General features: G+C 55.3%; 15 protein-coding genes and 2 pseudogenes. 5 read left to right on the top strand and 12 right to left on the bottom strand.

Annotated elements, in window-relative coordinates; all coding sequences use genetic code 11:
- The first annotated feature begins 450 nt into the window (after positions 1-450).
- From HCU62_RS06025 to HCU62_RS12570, 3 genes are all read left to right on the top strand, one after another.
- On the top strand, positions 451-1,527 hold the full coding sequence (locus HCU62_RS06025; protein WP_220096260.1) for a DHH family phosphoesterase: 1,077 nt from the start codon (positions 451-453) through the stop codon (positions 1,525-1,527).
- A gap of 118 nt (positions 1,528-1,645) precedes the next feature.
- Positions 1,646-2,914, top strand: a complete 1,269-nt coding sequence (locus tag HCU62_RS06020; RefSeq protein ID WP_163298511.1) for a glucose-1-phosphate adenylyltransferase family protein — start codon at positions 1,646-1,648, stop codon at positions 2,912-2,914.
- Between the two features lie 186 nt (positions 2,915-3,100).
- Positions 3,101-4,666 (top strand): methyl-accepting chemotaxis protein, encoded by a 1,566-nt coding sequence (locus HCU62_RS12570; RefSeq protein WP_163298510.1) that lies wholly within the window; start codon positions 3,101-3,103, stop codon positions 4,664-4,666.
- A gap of 777 nt (positions 4,667-5,443) precedes the next feature.
- On the opposite strand, the gene HCU62_RS06010 is transcribed toward HCU62_RS12570, so the two are convergent.
- Positions 5,444-5,656 (bottom strand): helix-turn-helix domain-containing protein, encoded by a 213-nt coding sequence (locus tag HCU62_RS06010; RefSeq protein WP_258539254.1) that lies wholly within the window; start codon positions 5,654-5,656, stop codon positions 5,444-5,446.
- Between the two features lie 53 nt (positions 5,657-5,709).
- Between HCU62_RS06010 and HCU62_RS12925 the strand changes: the two genes are divergently transcribed.
- Positions 5,710-6,060 (top strand): transposase, encoded by a 351-nt coding sequence (locus HCU62_RS12925; RefSeq protein ID WP_220096259.1) that lies wholly within the window; start codon positions 5,710-5,712, stop codon positions 6,058-6,060.
- Here the strand turns inward: HCU62_RS12925 and HCU62_RS06000 are convergent.
- Positions 5,986-6,459, bottom strand: a complete 474-nt coding sequence (locus tag HCU62_RS06000) for a hypothetical protein (protein ID WP_163298508.1) — start codon at positions 6,457-6,459, stop codon at positions 5,986-5,988. The two genes, HCU62_RS12925 and HCU62_RS06000, sit on opposite strands and share 75 nt — an antisense overlap.
- A gap of 160 nt (positions 6,460-6,619) precedes the next feature.
- Here HCU62_RS06000 and HCU62_RS05995 point away from each other — a divergent pair, with 160 nt between their 5' ends.
- Positions 6,620-7,570, top strand: a complete 951-nt coding sequence (locus tag HCU62_RS05995) for an IS30 family transposase (RefSeq protein WP_163298507.1) — start codon at positions 6,620-6,622, stop codon at positions 7,568-7,570.
- A gap of 390 nt (positions 7,571-7,960) precedes the next feature.
- On the opposite strand, the gene HCU62_RS05990 is transcribed toward HCU62_RS05995, so the two are convergent.
- The 10 genes and pseudogenes from HCU62_RS05990 to HCU62_RS12560 all read right to left on the bottom strand — a co-directional run.
- Positions 7,961-8,650 (bottom strand): RHS repeat-associated core domain-containing protein, encoded by a 690-nt coding sequence (locus HCU62_RS05990; protein WP_169755520.1) that lies wholly within the window; start codon positions 8,648-8,650, stop codon positions 7,961-7,963.
- A 436-nt stretch (positions 8,651-9,086) separates the two neighbouring features.
- Positions 9,087-9,644 (bottom strand): RHS repeat-associated core domain-containing protein, encoded by a 558-nt coding sequence (locus HCU62_RS05985; RefSeq protein WP_246325325.1) that lies wholly within the window; start codon positions 9,642-9,644, stop codon positions 9,087-9,089.
- 86 nt (positions 9,645-9,730) lie between these two features.
- Complete coding sequence (locus HCU62_RS12915) at positions 9,731-10,342, bottom strand: CPBP family intramembrane glutamic endopeptidase (protein ID WP_374001949.1); 612 nt, start codon at positions 10,340-10,342, stop codon at positions 9,731-9,733.
- 101 nt (positions 10,343-10,443) lie between these two features.
- Entirely contained in the window at positions 10,444-10,947 is a 504-nt protein-coding gene (locus tag HCU62_RS12910; protein WP_163299426.1) for an RHS repeat-associated core domain-containing protein, read from the bottom strand.
- A gap of 369 nt (positions 10,948-11,316) precedes the next feature.
- Positions 11,317-11,778: a hypothetical protein gene (locus HCU62_RS05970; RefSeq protein ID WP_163299425.1), complete on the bottom strand. Its 462-nt coding sequence runs from the start codon at positions 11,776-11,778 to the stop codon at positions 11,317-11,319.
- Complete coding sequence (locus HCU62_RS12835) at positions 11,778-12,452, bottom strand: RHS repeat domain-containing protein (protein WP_484482062.1); 675 nt, start codon at positions 12,450-12,452, stop codon at positions 11,778-11,780. The genes HCU62_RS05970 and HCU62_RS12835 overlap by 1 nt, the downstream gene beginning before the upstream one ends.
- Before the next feature lie 147 nt (positions 12,453-12,599).
- Positions 12,600-13,196 (bottom strand): annotated as a pseudogene (locus HCU62_RS05960) (transposase); the annotation flags it as partial.
- A gap of 52 nt (positions 13,197-13,248) precedes the next feature.
- A complete protein-coding gene (locus tag HCU62_RS05955; protein ID WP_163299422.1) occupies positions 13,249-13,536 on the bottom strand; it encodes a hypothetical protein in 288 nt (95 codons plus the stop codon).
- Between the two features lie 396 nt (positions 13,537-13,932).
- Positions 13,933-14,065 (bottom strand): annotated as a pseudogene (locus tag HCU62_RS12905) (RHS repeat-associated core domain-containing protein); the annotation flags it as partial.
- A gap of 484 nt (positions 14,066-14,549) precedes the next feature.
- The coding region (locus tag HCU62_RS12560) for an RHS repeat domain-containing protein (RefSeq protein WP_169755502.1) at positions 14,550-15,041 on the bottom strand (492 nt) is incomplete at its 5' end.

Here is a 15,041-nt window from a genome sequence, read left to right as displayed (position 1 = left end):
CCACGGCGGCCCTCCCCGGAAACGCCATCCCTTCCTCCCCATGACGTCCCCAGCCTCCCATATCCTGTTTCGGCCGATGCCGGTCCTTTCGGGGGCCTGTTCGCGAGCCCCTGGATCCGTGGCGGCTTTCAGGAGGCATCGGGCCGCGAGTCGCATGGAACTTCAGGTTATGATGGCGTCGCGGAGATCACCGAGCGGGACGCTTGGCGGCGTTGCGTCCCATCCCATCGTCGCTCCAGAGACCTTTTGCGAACGAGGCCCTCAAGCCATGGACGGAGCATGGTCCCCCCCGGCGGCGGACACGCCGCCCTTCGGGGCGCCCGATAACGGGCCACCTGCGGCGTTTTGGCGATTCGTCGATATACTCCACGTATTGTCGACATCGTCGCCGCCTTGCATCTGGCCCGTTCTCGAGCGCCCACGGATCCATGGAGACCGTCAAGGGTGCGCATGGGAACGGTGAAGAACACCAAGGCCCGCAATGGAAAGGTGGTCCACCCGGCACTGGACCCCAGTGTCTCCGCCGCCGGTTCCGCCAAGGCCAGCCGCCGGCTCTCCAACCGGGAGCGGCTCAAGGCCTTCCTCGACCTCTTCAAGCGGGAGGACCGCGTACTGGTCCTCATCGTGGCCGATCCCGACGCCCTGGCCAGCGCCCTGGCCGTGCGCCGCCTGTTGGCCCGGCGGGTCGAGGAGGTGACCATCGCCCATCCCAACGAGATCAAGCGGGTGAACAACCTCGCCATGGTGGAGCTGCTCAAGATCCCCATCCAGCGGCTGCGGACCTTCAAGAAGGACGATTATACCAAGTTCGTCCTGGTGGATTCCCAGCCGTCCCACCACCCGGACCTCGAGCGGATCTCCTACGACGCCGTGATCGACCACCACCCGCTCACCAAGGGCTGGGACGCCCCCTTCGTGGACATCCGGGAGGACTACGGGGCGGTCTCCACCCAGATGACGGAGTATCTCCGCGCGGCGGGGATCAAGCCCTCGGTGGCGCTCGCCACGGCCCTTTTCTACGGCATCAAGACCGACACCCACAACTTCGCCAAGAAGGCCTCCTACGGGGACGTCCTGAGCTTCCAGTACCTCTTCAAGCGCATCAACCAGAACCTCCTCCGCAAGATCGAGACCTCCGACATCCGGCGCTCCGAGCTGAAGTTCTTCCGGGCCGCCTTCGAGCAGATGATCATCAGCAAGAAGCGCATCTACACCCACGTGGGGAAGGTGGCCAACCCCGACATCCTGGTGGTGGTGGCCGACTTCTTCACCCACATCCACGACATCGGCTGGGTCATCGTCTCCGGCTTCTACGGGGAGCGCCTGGTGGTCATCTTCCGCTGCGACGGCTACAAGAAGAACGCGGGGCGCCTGGCGGTGAAGTCCTTCGGCAAGGTGGGCTCCGCCGGCGGACACCGCCAGAGCGCCCGGGCCGAGGTCCCGCTCCAGAACCTGGACCCCGCACTGGTGGAGAACTTTTCGTCCCAGGTCCTCCAGCGCCTCACGGTCAAGCACATCTCCTCGTGACCGGGCCCGATCCCGGCCCCCTCTTTTCTGTTGCCCGGTGCGGCGCCGCGGCGTAACCTCGTCATAGGCGGCGGGCCACCGGCAAGGAGACGGCCCCCGCCTCGCCGCGAAAGGAGGCATGGCCGTGCGGGGCGTGCTCGCCATGGTGCTGGCCGGGGGACGGGTGGACGAGCTGGGCGTCCTCACCCACCGGCGGCCGAAGTCCACCGTCCCCTTCGGGGGGCTCTACCGGGTGATCGACTTCCCCCTGAGCAACATCATGCACTCGGGGATCGAGCGGGTGGGAGTCCTGGGCCAGTACCGGTCCGCCTCCCTCATCTCGCACATCGGCGACGGCGCCTCCTGGGACCTCGCGGGCCGGCGCCGGGGCATCGCGCTTCTTCCGCCCTTCCAGGGGCTTCACGCCTGGGACTGGTACCGGGGGACGGCCAACGCCGTGCACCAGAACCTCGACTTCATCGCCGCCCACGACCCGGACCTGGTGCTGGTGCTCTCCGGTGACCACGTCTACCGGATGGACTACGGCGAACTCGTCGCCTTCCACAGGGAGGCGGGCGCCGACATGACCGCGGCCTTCGTGGAGGTGCCGCCCGGAGAGGCCTCCCGATTCGGGCTCGGCCGGATCGGCGGGTCGGACCCCCGGGGCGGGCCCCTCGAGGCCTACCGGGAGAAGCCGGCCCGTCCCATCTCCAACTGGGCCTCCATGACGATCTACCTCTTCCGCCGGGAGGTCCTGGAGGCCGTGCTCGACGAGAACGCGAAGGCCTCCTCCCACGAGTTCGGACGGGACATCCTGCCGGGCATGATCGGCCGGTACCGGGTCTTCGGCTACCGGCATGCCGGGTACTGGGGCTACCTGCGGACCCTCGAGGAGTACTGGCGGGCCAACATGGCGCTCCTCGGCCCGGAACCGGCGCCTCCCCTGGAGGACTGGGAGGTCCGCACCAACCTCCAGCACGAACGGATCGCCGAACGCGGGCCGGCCTTCCTCGGCCCGGGGGCCGAGGTCGCCTCCGCCGTGCTCCACAACGGGGTCCGGGTGGAGGGGCGGGTGGAAGGTTCCGTGCTTTTCCCGGGGGTCCACGTGGAGAAGGGAGCCATCGTTCGGGACTCCATCCTCTTCTTCGACGTGCGGGTGGGGGAGGGCGCCCGCCTCGAAAGGGTCATCGCGGACAAGGCGGCCGTCTTCGGGCCGGGGTCCGTGGCGGGTCGCACCGGCGGAGCACTCACCGTGGTGGGCGCGAGGGCGAGGATCCCGAAGGGCTGCCGCGTGGGGGCGGGGTGCGAGGTGCATCCCCAGGCCGCCGAGCAGGACTTCCCCGGCCCGGAGGTTGCCGATGCCGCCGTGGTGGCCTCGTCCGGCCAGGCGCGGCACGGGGCCGGGTGAGGCCGCCCGTCGCCTGGCCGCTCTTCTTTCTGGAAGAAAAAATTTGCAAGATTTCATCTAGTTAACTTTATTCCGCCGGCTGCCGAAAAGAGAACGGGACGGGGCGGGTACGGCGCCGGGGACCGTGTTCTCGGGTCCCGCCCGGGCCCGTTTCGTTCCGGGACAAGACCAGAGGAGGGCGGCGGCATGAAGATCTGGCAGAAGATCGGCATCGGGTTTGCGGCGGTCAGCCTCGTCAACCTCCTGAACCTCGGTGTCATGTATGTCCTCCAGCACCGTGCCGACGCCTACGGCGAGCGGGCCGCGACGGCGCGGCGCCTGCTGGAGGCGGAGAAGGAGGCCGTCTCGGCCCTCATCCGCTGGAAGGTGAACGTCCTGGCGGACTTGTTGAACGAGTCCGCGCCGGAGGTGGAGCTCGACCCGGCGGCGTGCCCGCTGGGCCGTTTCCTCGCCTCTGTCCAGGCCCGGGACGGAGAGGAACGTGAGCTCCTGGACGGCATCCGGCGGCACCACGCGGCCATGCACCGGGGGGCCGCCGGACTGCGACGGCTCTTCGCCGGCGGCGGAGAAGTGGATGCCGACGACGTGGCCGAGGTTTACAACGAGGCGGTGCACCGGCCCTCCAGGGAGGTGCTGGCCCGCCTCGGCCGCCTGGACGACTTCTACTCGCGCCGGGCCCTGGCCCTCCAGGGCGACGCCCGCCGGCAGGTATCCCACCTGAAGGCCTTCGGCCTGGCAGCCAACGGCGCGGCCCTGGTGATGGCGGTGGCCTTCGGTCTCTGGGTGGCGCGGGCGGTCTCCCGGCCCATTCACGACATCCTGGTCGGCCTGGAGCAGGTCGCCGAGGGGGATTTCAGCCGGGACCTCCCCGCGGGCGGCCGTGACGAGATGGCCCAGGTGGCACGGGCCGTCAACCATGCACTGGAGTCCCTCCGGCGCTTCTTCTCGGCCATCAAGGCCGCATCCGGTGACGTGGCCCGGCAGGGAGGCGGTGTCCATGACGCGGCGGCCGAGGTGGCGGCGGCCGCCGCCGAGGCTGCGGACCAGGCCCGGCAGGTGCGCGGGTCCTCGGAGCAAGCCAGCGCCAGCGTCTCCGGGGTGGCCGCCGCCATGGAAGAGATGACCGCCACGGTGACGGAGATCGCCCGGCATACCCAAGAGGTCCGGGACGCCTCGCAGCGGGCCGACCAGGGCGCCGAAGAGGCCGAGGCCATCATCCGGAAACTGGCCCGGTCGGCCGTCAAGATCGGGGAGGCGAGCACACTCATCGGCGCCATCGCCGAGCAGACGAACCTCCTGGCCCTGAACGCCACCATCGAGGCGGCACGTGCCGGGGAAATGGGCAAGGGGTTCGCCGTGGTGGCCAACGAGGTGAAGGAACTCGCCAAGCAGACCGGCCGATCCGTGGAGGAGATCGAGACGGTGGTCGACGAGCTGCAGGCCGACTCCCGGGCCAGCACCGAGGCGGTGGAAAGGATCGTGGGCGAGGTGCGCCACGTGGCCGAACTCGCCGGCAGCGTGGCTGCGGCCGTGGAGGAACAGACGGCCACGGTCCAGGAAGTGAGCCGGCGGACCCAGGAGGCGGACGGGGAGGTCCAGGAGATGGCCAGGATGACGGAATCCATCGCGGAGGCCAGCGCGAGGATGACCCGGAACGCGGAGGCGATGCGCGAGGTGGCCGCCACCCTCCGCGGGGTCTCGGAGCGGCTCGAGGCGGAACTCGAGGTCTTCCGGTTGCCCGAGGGGGCCTGACCCCTGCTCCACGGGCGGCTTTATTGCAACGCCATCGAGGGCGGCGAAGGCCTGGATTTCTCTCTCCGGTCAGCCGAGCGAGGAATCATCGTTGGAAACCGGACATCTCAAATCGGCGTTGACAGCTGTCAGCACCGATGCTATTTGTCCCCAAAACACCGATTTGAGATGTCCTCCCGATCAAGCTGGGGCATCCTTTTATGCAGGCTATGCCTGGCGGCTGCGCATCGGATGCCGCCTCTGTCGGGCGCACGAAATATGTTTAATGCGATAGTAAGCTCGGTACGGCTACCGCCGCCGCATTCAAGCATAAGGAATTTTATGCAACATAGCGAAGCACAAAATCCGCCAACCACTATCTGATTACAGCACCCGCCCGACCAACCCTTCCGCCCTCAAGGGCTCCCCAAACAGAAAAGGCGGTTAAGATGGGAAATCTTAGCCGCCAGATGAACCCAAAACATCACGTTTTATTTAGCCAGATTTCCATTATCAATTTTGACAGAACCTAGCCAATCCCATGTTCTATAAGAGCCATCAAGATAAACAGCGAAGACCCTATAGGTTTCACCTTTTTTGAAGTCAATACCCGTCTTATTAGGTGAAGGAGAGCGAACAACAACTTTTTTTCTCCCTTTAAATCACCGAATAAAACCCTATCAACTTCAAACAAGGTCGTATATAAGCCCGAAGGATTTATGTCAACAGATATGACTTTTCCATCAAAGAGCACGCCACCTTCTGCCGATGTAGGAAGATTGTCTGGTATCTTCTCATTCAGTAGCGTTCTTTGCGTTTGCGATATCTCCTCTGCGGAAGGTCTTTGAGCCCCTCCAGGCCATGGGTTTGAAAGCGTCGCTTGTACTCGTAGAATTGGGTCCTGGATATGCCACGCCGTCTGCATGCCTCGGAAACGTTCCCCAGGGCCTCGGCAAGTTGCAGGGCGCTTAACCGCTGTTTCGCCAGTTTAACCTCAGCTGCTTCGTTCATGAAATGCCTCCTTTCCAAATGTTCTCTACAGGGTCAATCTATCCCATATCCTTTTGTTTGGAAAGAAGGTTAGCTGTACACGTCACACCCGAAGCAATGAAGGCAAACGGCTGGGGCGGTTGCGGGCCGAACTGGTCGAGCGGAGTTTCGCATTGTTCAAGCGCAGCGGCAACCTGGCGAGGATGACCTTGCGGGGCCTGGAAAATGTCACCAAACGTTATCTGATCCATGCCGCTGCCTACAACCTTGGTCTGGTAATACGTTCGCTTTTCGGCCACGGAATCCCGAAAGGGCTGGCCGACGCCCTTGGCCGGATGTTTTTGCAACTTTTAGCGCTGATCATGGGCGTTTTCCCCCTGCTCGAACCCAGTTTTTCGGTTTTCTCGGTCAACCGTCACAGTTGACTTCATACAAAAGCCCAAATAATAGCTTGCCCCTTTTACTGAGCCGCCCATATTTGTTACATACTCCACACCACCTTGAATACCGGCACCAGCAGCCTGTCCGAAGGCCATCCCTTCTCCTGTTAGTTGCGAGACATCACAGGCGTCAGTTGTGGTGAATTGAAATTGAGTTCCTCCGCCAATACCACCAAAAGCGCCAGCTTCTGCGGTTCCAGTTAGTGACGCAGACCAGCCTTCCAGTAATCCTTTGTTCGGATTATGGCCGATATTCAAGAAGATCCCCCCTCCACCGCCTAAGCCAAGACCTCCTGTCAGACTAATTCCAAGGCTCCAGGTGCGAAGCCCCAACGGATCAACAAAATCAACCGGATTATTTTGGACATCAATCCGGTTGAGCACTTCCCGATATCAGGTCGTTTCAGTTGTTAGTTCAAGAGGTTATCAGCTTTTTCTTTTAACCGCGCGAATTCATAGAATAAGTGCAACGCTTGGACTCGAAGAGGAGTCAGTTGCCGCCTAGAATGGCCGGCTCTGACCCCTAGACCAGACAGGCATGCACATGAGGCACTACAGGCAACTGACTCAAGAGGAACGATACCAGATTTCGGCTTTGAAGCAGCTAGGCTACACGCAGGGGCAGATAGCCCGGGAGGTCGGTCGATCCCCGAGTACCATCAGCCGTGAGCTGAGGCGCAATCAAGGGCTCGACGGTTATCAGGCCGAGGCGGCACAGCGGCTGTCCGATCAAAGGCGACAGGAGGCGCGCAAGCGCCACAAGCGGATACCGGAACTGATCGCGTGGATCGAGGCTCGGCTGAGAGAAGACTGGAGTCCAGAGCAGATCGCAGGATACGCCAGAGCAGCGGGCTATCCGTTGGTCAGCCATGAATGGATCTATCGTCATATTCAGCGCGACCAAGAGGCGGGAGGCGACCTGTACAAGCACCTTCGGCACCAGCGCAAACGCTACCGCAAGCGCTATGGCAGCCCGGAGCGACGTGGACGGATCATTGACCGGGTCGGCATTGAGGAACGGCCAGCGGTCGTCGAGGAGCGAGCTCGTATTGGCGACTGGGAGGGCGATACAGTCCGTGGCAAGAGGCAATCATCCCTGGTAACGCTGGTGGAACGCAAAAGCCGTCAGGTGGTGATCCAGAAAGTGAATCGGGCGACGGCGGAGCAGACGGCAGCCGCTATCATCGACCGACTGTCAGCGGTGGCCAGCCAGGTCGAGACGATCACCTTCGACAATGGCAAGGAGTTCGCCTATCACGCCCGGGTTGCTGAGGCGCTGGATTGCAAGGTGTACTTTGCCCGTCCTTACCACAGTTGGGAGCGGGGAGCGAACGAGAACATGAACGGCCTGATCCGGCAGTACTTCCCGAAGGGAACCAATTTCGATCAGGTGACAGATGAGGAGGTTGCCGAGGTGGAACGGAAGCTGAACATGCGCCCCAGGAAGTGCCTCGGCTATCAGGCACCCATTGAGGTGTTCTGTGATAGTGCATAGTGGCAGGACACCAAACTAGGTGGTGTTGCACTTATTGGTTGAATTCTGGCCGCAAAAGGTTTGTTTTTCGTCTATTGGTCGCAGAATCGCAACCGTAAAGTAAAGGCGGTTAAAGAGAAAAATTTCAACCGCCTCAAAATACCCATTTGTTAAGCCAGGCAACCTTTGTAGGTTTTCCTCAGACTTACTTTGACCATTTATAAAAATTATAAATTGAAATAAGAATAAATATAATACCGAAAATTAATGATCCTATTTTGACACTACCTTTTCTCTTCATTGGAAGGTATGCGATAAACTCGAAGAAGAAATGTTTATCCGAAAGGAAATAACTAACTACAAAGAAAATACCAACTAATAATGGCATTAATGCCTGAGCTAAACCAAGCTTCATTTACAACCTCCACTAATTGGGAAAGACCAGCCCATAAAGCCACTAGTGCTGGCATCAAACCCAAATTGAAACGAAAATGGTCCATCACTAATTGCATTGCCAATCATGATTGAGGACATGCCACCTGTAGTTACCAAACCCGCATTTGCTGATAGGAAAGATACATATCCAGAAAAATCATTTGGATTTGCTGTACCCGGAGTCTCAAATGTAACCTTCCCTCCTGTAGTTGATGCAGGAAGCCCAGCCGTGACACCAACCAAGGGCGCAATTATAGCTACAGTTGTTACCTTGCCATCCGGAGACACGGATTTCAGACCACCCGTCAATAGTCCCCCACCAAAAACTTCACCACCAGCGACTACGTGTAAATATCCCGTCCATGTTGCCAATCCCATCGGATCAACCGCATTAACCGGATCATTCTGGACATACGCATACAGGTTGATCCCCCCGGCCAGCCCCACCGGATCCGGGGTCAGGTACCGCCCCGTCGCCGGGTCGTAGTACCGGTGCCAGTTGTAGTGGAGGCCCGTCTCCTCGTCCAGGTACTGCCCCGGAAAGACCAGGGCCTGGCGCACCCGGCCCCCGTGCCGGCGGCGGGCGCCGAAGGCCGCGTAGTCGTACCGCACCGCCTGCCTCCCCTCCGCGTCCGTGAGCGCCAGCGGCGTCCCGAGACCGTCCAGGTGGTAGAAATACGCCCGGCCCCCTTTTTATTTTTTAGGGAATGGCCAGATTCTCGGGACTTCCCCGTACTCTTTGTTTTTGTACAAGGAGACAAAAAATATTCTTATTGGCCAGCTTAACAGGATCCCTATAAAAAGAAAGACGACACTGACATTAGGGACTTGAGGCAAAAATATGGATAGCAAACCGTTAGCAAATGTAAACAAAGCCATTAAGACACAAACTATAAATGCTAGCCGATCTCCTGCTTTCAAGATTCTCTTGTCACTAATTTTCGAAAACAACCAATTATCAATGTTGAAAAAAGACTTTACAACTGACCCCTTACCTTGCCAAATTCCTTCAAGGAACATCAATCCTACCACGACAAGAGCAAAAGAAAATACAATGTTGATAACGAAAAAGCCTCCTGATTGTTCGCCCATTGTTTTATCCTTACTTGAGGCAATTAGATTCAAGTGGTACAGTAACGTTAACAGGCAGCCCTAAGCCGATGCCAAGACCGACACTTACCCCATCAAGATATCTCAACGGATCATACCATGATCTTGATTCATCAAATTCCCGTCTCAACGTGAATTGAATACCTCCATATCGGCCAGCACCTATTCCTACAGTTGGTCCAGCTTGATTTCCGGTGCCACTCAAATCTCCCACACCGGCACTAACACCGATGTCCGCCCAAACTCCAGCAGTCGCCTCTGGAGTGACTCCTCTGCTTTCAAGTTTGCCTGAGGCGTCTAACGGATTCACCAACTTAGAACTTGCGGTCCCACCTGCTGCAACTGGCCAAGGGCCAGTCGGAGCATGACCGTCTGCACTATATGTAAATGTCCATAGTCCCAGTGGATCAATGACGTTAACCGGATCATTCTGGACATACGCATACCGATTGATCCCCCCGGCCAGCCCCAGCGGATCCGGCGTCAGGTACCGCCCCGTCTGCGGGTCGTAGTACCGGTGCCAGACGAAACTGCCCGATATCTTTGTCAAAAATGCGCGCAATCATCCGGGACCGAACAGTTTGAGTTCTATTCTATGGACATGCTTGGTCTGATCAATTGAACAGGAACAGATATCTAAATTATGCCGTACATATGACCATATATCATTACATACCAAATTCCATTTCCAATAGAATGAGCTATCATGCTTGCCGTAAGTGTTTTGGAAAATTCGTAACAAAAAGTAAGCATCAAGGAAATTATAAACAATCTAATAAATTGATATTGGCTTGATATATTATGCAGAAAAACAAATAGACACGTAGAAGCAAGCGTAGACACAAAAAAGCTAAATTTTGTTCTTAATATACGAAAAAGGCAGCCCCTAATAAATAATTCCTCCATGATGGGACTCACAAAAACAGCAAAAAACAAGAAAAATAAAATAAAAACATAATGCTGCTGAGGATCAATAAACGCTTTAGGACTAATTGTGCCACCATTGTAGACATATGAATATGGGAAATTTAAAACTGCCACCGACAAACCAAAAGGTAGTCCATATTTAATCAATATTTTGATCCGATATTTGTCGAATAGACAAATTTTTTCTTCTAAAGGATAACGCTTAATTAGAAAAAATGATGCTAGACTTAAGCTTAGAGAATCAACCAACCTTTGATAAATAGGTTCCAAAACAATACATTGCTGTACAATCTTTATAGTCGTTACAACCAAACCGAACATACAAAAAAAATAAATCAATAATGCCAGTAATATATCAACAATCACTTTCCCTGGTTTCTTTTGCTTTTTTACATTATTTTGCATGGGATATTTTTAGGCTATTATTTTTGGGAGCATTCCGATTCGCTTGATATCCATTTGTTTACTTTTTCTTCAGCTTCCTTGATTAATTCATAAGATCGAGAAAGGAATGATGGTCCTTCTGGACCTTCTAAGTCATATAAACGTTTTGCAAACAAATTTATGTTAGGAGCATATTGCAAGTAAGCGCTTTGGGCCACACGATATAGTGTTGGCCCATATCTTACAGCGACTGGCACGGCCACATAATAAAGAAAAGCTACTGTTCCGGTGGCGATGAATTCACCGCTTGGATCCACAAAGTTGACCGGATTATTCTGGGCATACGCATACAGGTTGATCCCCCCGGCCAGCCCCAGCGGATCCGGCGTCAGGTACCGCCCCGCCGCCGGGTCGTAGTAGCGGTGCCAGTTGTAGTGGAGGCCCGTCTCCTCGTCCAGGTACTGCCCCGGAAAGACCAGGGCCTGGCGCACCCGGCCCCCGTGCCGGCGGCGGGCGCCGAAGGCCGCGTAGTCGTACCGCACCGCCTGCCTCCCCTCCGCGTCCGTGTGTCAGCACCGATGCTATTTGTCCCCAAAACACCGATTTGAGATGTCCTCCCGATCAAGCTGGGGCATCCTTTTATGCAGGCTATGTCCGGCGGCTGCGCATCGGATGCCGCCCCTGTCGGGCGCACAAAATATGTTTAATGCGATAGTAAGCTCGGTACGGCTACCGCCGCCGCATTCAAGCATAAGGAATTTTATGCAACATAGCGAAGCACAAAATCCGCCAACCACTATCTGATTACAGCACCCGCCCGACCAACCCTTCCGCCCTCAAGGGCTCCCCAAACAGAAAAGGCGGTTAAGATGGGAAATCTTAGCCGCCAGATGAACCCAAAACATCACGTTTTATTTAGCCAGATTTCCATTATCAATTTTGACAGAACCTAGCCAATCCCATGTTCTATAAGAGCCATCAAGATAAACAGCGAAGACCCTATAGGTTTCACCTTTTTTGAAGTCAATACCCGTCTTATTAGGTGAAGGAGAGCGAACAACAACTTTTTTTTCTCCCTTTAAATCACCGAATAAAACCCTATCAACTTCAAACAAGGTCGTATATAAGCCCGAAGGATTTATGTCAACAGATATGACTTTTCCATCAAAGATCACGCCACCTTCTGCCGATGCAGGAAGATTGTTTGGTATCTCCTCATTCAGTAGCGTTCTTTGCGTTTGCGATATCTCCTCTTTAGAAGAGGACACAATAACACCTTTGCTATCACGCAAAGTTCCATCTTCACTAATGGCACACCCAACAATGAACGTTGCCATAAACATCAATAATAATACTTTCAGATTGTGTTTCATCAGTTCGGACAAGTTCCTTGGTCGTTAATTTCTGGATAAAGTAAATCATGAATACGATTTTTGATATCGCCAGGCACATCGATTCTATTAAAAAAATCGTCTATGATTTTCTTCTGATCAGATGTTAAATCTTTCAGTTGGTCTGGTGTCGGTGGTTGAAAGTCTTTACCAAATTTATTCAATCCATTTTTAACATCCTTCCAGCCAAGTTCATCCACCACTTCATTAACGATTTTTTGTTGCTGTGTCTTATCCATTCCAGGCAGATAGTAATCTACCCAAGATGAACCATTTTTTAAGGCATCGCTTTTGCCAGGCAAACCGAAAGGCCACAACCCATAAGGATCAGTAAAATTAACCGGATTATTTTGGACGTAAGCAAAGAGGTTAATGCCCCCAGCCAGTCCAATCGGATCCGGCGTCAGGTACCGCCCCGCCGCCGGGTCGTAGTAGCGGTGCCAGTTGTAGTGGAGGCCCGTCTCCTGGTCAAAGTACTGGCCCGGAAACCGAAGATTATTCCCGACCACCTCAATCTCAATCTGCGCCAGGCCGAAGGCCTCGTACTCCGCCCGCCACGTCACCACCCCCGTGGCATCCACCAGCATCCGCGGCGTCCCAAGCTGGTCCGCCTGGATGAAATGATACGCCCCGCCCTCCCGGAAGTAAAGCGGAATCGTGTCAACGCCGATTTGAGATGTCCGGTTTCCAACGATGGTTCTTCGCTCGGCTGACCAGGCCGGTGAATCGGGTCACTTGCCTCCTTTGGCCTCGGGAGGGGTGAGGGGTTTGGTGACGAGCCCGGCCTTGCGCTTCTCCTTCAGGTAGATCTTGTTTTTGTCATTCCGCTGCTGGTTAAAAATCCTTCTGGCAATGTCCAACAGTAACCGAAGCTGTTCATCCGGATGCGAACATTTTCTTTCGATATCTCGAATGACACGTCCCAGGATTGTTCTCAGTTTGCGGATGCACTTTGCGGCCCGTTTCATCTGGCGGGCATGGGCATAACGGCTTTGCTGAAAAAAAAGACCTCTGCCAATTCGGTTGTAGTTTTGGCGTAGGGGAATCTTCCGCTTCTTGGCTGCATCGACCAGGCGCCGCCGGGCACGGTGATACAGCCTGGCATCGGTGGGAAAACGGATGTCCTTTTCCTGCACCGTCGTGTCCACGTTGACACGTTTGAGCTGATGGGGTCTTACGACTTTGAGCTTAAGCCCGGCCGCGATGGTTTCCTTCAGCAGCTGTTCTGCACCTGCCTCACCAATGCGTTTGCGCCAGCGGCTCATGCTCGAGGGGTGTATCGGCGCTTCGTATTCGAAATACTGCATGCCGCTCAAATACTGCCAGTAGGGATTTTCCACCCATCCTACAACCACATCGTCATCGCTGAGGTTGTAGGTGTACTTGAGATACTGCAAGGCGGTTGAAGAAAAATTCCTCGACCGCCTAAAACATCAAAACCGAACAGCTGCACTATTTAATTGCTTTTTTCTTCGCTATTTTCCCAAAAATTACAACTCCTACAAGCCCACCTATGACTGTCGTGGCGAATGATGCAAGTAGCCACCATCCATATGGATTCCAGCCTTTAGTATTGTCTAACCCCCAAAAAATCTGAAAACCACCAAGAAGGCCAATCAACATGCCAATGACAAGGAATGAGAAGGCTCCTATTTTTAAGTCAGATTTTTGAGCGCGATTACAAAGAAATACGAAGCCACAAACCAAAAGGATGGTAACAATGAGTAAAATACTTTTCATATCAGAAACCCATGCCCCCTACTTCATCCATGGCATCAAGACATTGTGTCGGGGGGCCTGTTATTAGACCTTTTAAGCCTTTTCCATGACCTAAGCACCTATCATAACAGTCCCAGTGCGCAAGCCTTCGGCATCGCTTCCTCGCCTCTCCTTCAAGGTGGGCACAGTTTCTTTTGTCAAAAGCAATCAAGCATCCTCTTATACAGTTAGAAGTTGGGTTCTCTCCAAAAGACTTACAACAGTCATATGCTTTACAAGCGTATTCGTCTCTTGAGCAATCGTCTCCCTCTTCACAACGCTTCTTGTAATACTCACAGCCTGAAGGATTTTGAGGCTCAAATTTTCTTAACCATTCTGGATCGGTGAAGTTAATCGGGTTGGCCTCTGCATAGAGGAATAAATTCATACCTCCGTTTAAGCCGATAGGGTCGGGTGTGAGGTACCTCCCCGTACTCGGATCATAATACCTGTGCCAGTTGTAGTGGAGGCCCGTCTCCTGGTCAAAGTACTGGCCGGGAAAGCGCAGGTTGCAAGTTGCCCGGGCGGCCGGGGCCACGTGCGCCCGGCCGAAGGCCTCGTACTCCGCCTTGGATTTCCCTTTTGCGTCAAGGACTTGCAGTGTCACGATCTCCTCCTTCTGCAGGCGGCATGGCATCCCGGGCGACCTCCTGTGAATGGATTTTCAACCGCTCACAGGTTCCTGATGCCATGCCTCCCGCTGTGTCAAGATCGTAAAACTACGCGTCCCCTAAGGCCCCAATATAGGGGGGCGCCGACAGCTCGCTGATTTTAATCCTTCGAATCAGTCTCGCCAGATGACTCGGAATGTTTTGGAACGATCGTCACCGCATCTGGCGGTGACTTGTCCCCCGTCCTAACAACCCATACCGTCAGAACAACTGATGGGATCAAAAAAACAGCAAGAGCAACCGCGAGCCTTATCTTCAGACCAAATTTCGCCATCAAAAAAAACGCAACAACGCCAAGAGCGAAAAAAATAATATACGAGACAATCATTGTTTACACTCCTGGCATTCCTTCTGAACTTGCGGGTCTTGTGCGAGGCGCGCGTATTCCTCTCTCACACGTTCCGCCCACGTCTGGCAGTTTCTCCCGATAAGGCAATACGACGGAAGTGGTCCCACATTAGCAAACGCCTTGCGCATAATGCAATCGTTGTATTTCCCGGAGCGGCAGCGGTAACCAGTTGGGTTAGGTTCCGACTTCAAAGTGCCATCGTCAAAGAAGCCGATATTCGATGGGCTTTTTCCGTCCTCAAAAAATAGCTGTTCGTGTGAAATCTCAGTATTGAAGAAATCATCGATCGAATTACACGAACCCGGACCCATCCAAGACATTCCAGAAAGCGGTCGTTTTGCGAAATACGCCAGGCCTAATGGATCGATAAACCGTAAAGGATCATTCTGGACATACGCATACCGATTGATCCCCCCAGCCAGTCCAATCGGATCCGGCGTCAGGTACCGCCCCGCCGCCGGGTCGTA

The organism is Dissulfurirhabdus thermomarina, from assembly GCF_012979235.1.
In the GTDB taxonomy this organism is placed as follows: Bacteria; Desulfobacterota; Dissulfuribacteria; order Dissulfuribacterales; family Dissulfurirhabdaceae; genus Dissulfurirhabdus; species Dissulfurirhabdus thermomarina.
The sequence above is the reverse complement of the archived record's forward strand: the minus strand, read 5'-3'. Positions and strand labels throughout refer to the sequence as shown.

Excerpts from the sequence above, each read along its gene's own strand:
- HCU62_RS05955 (WP_163299422.1), bottom strand. The coding sequence starts at position 13,536 with ATGAAAAGTATTTTACTCATTGTTACCATCCTTTTGGTTTGTGGCTTC.
- HCU62_RS06025 (WP_220096260.1), top strand. The coding sequence starts at position 451 with ATGGGAACGGTGAAGAACACCAAGGCCCGCAATGGAAAGGTGGTCCAC.
- HCU62_RS06010 (WP_258539254.1), bottom strand. The coding sequence starts at position 5,656 with ATGAACGAAGCAGCTGAGGTTAAACTGGCGAAACAGCGGTTAAGCGCC.
- HCU62_RS12915 (WP_374001949.1), bottom strand. The coding sequence starts at position 10,342 with ATGTTCGGTTTGGTTGTAACGACTATAAAGATTGTACAGCAATGTATT.
- HCU62_RS05970 (WP_163299425.1), bottom strand. The coding sequence starts at position 11,778 with ATGAAACACAATCTGAAAGTATTATTATTGATGTTTATGGCAACGTTC.
- HCU62_RS05995 (WP_163298507.1), top strand. The coding sequence starts at position 6,620 with ATGAGGCACTACAGGCAACTGACTCAAGAGGAACGATACCAGATTTCG.
- HCU62_RS06020 (WP_163298511.1), top strand. The coding sequence starts at position 1,646 with ATGGCCGTGCGGGGCGTGCTCGCCATGGTGCTGGCCGGGGGACGGGTG.
- HCU62_RS12570 (WP_163298510.1), top strand. The coding sequence starts at position 3,101 with ATGAAGATCTGGCAGAAGATCGGCATCGGGTTTGCGGCGGTCAGCCTC.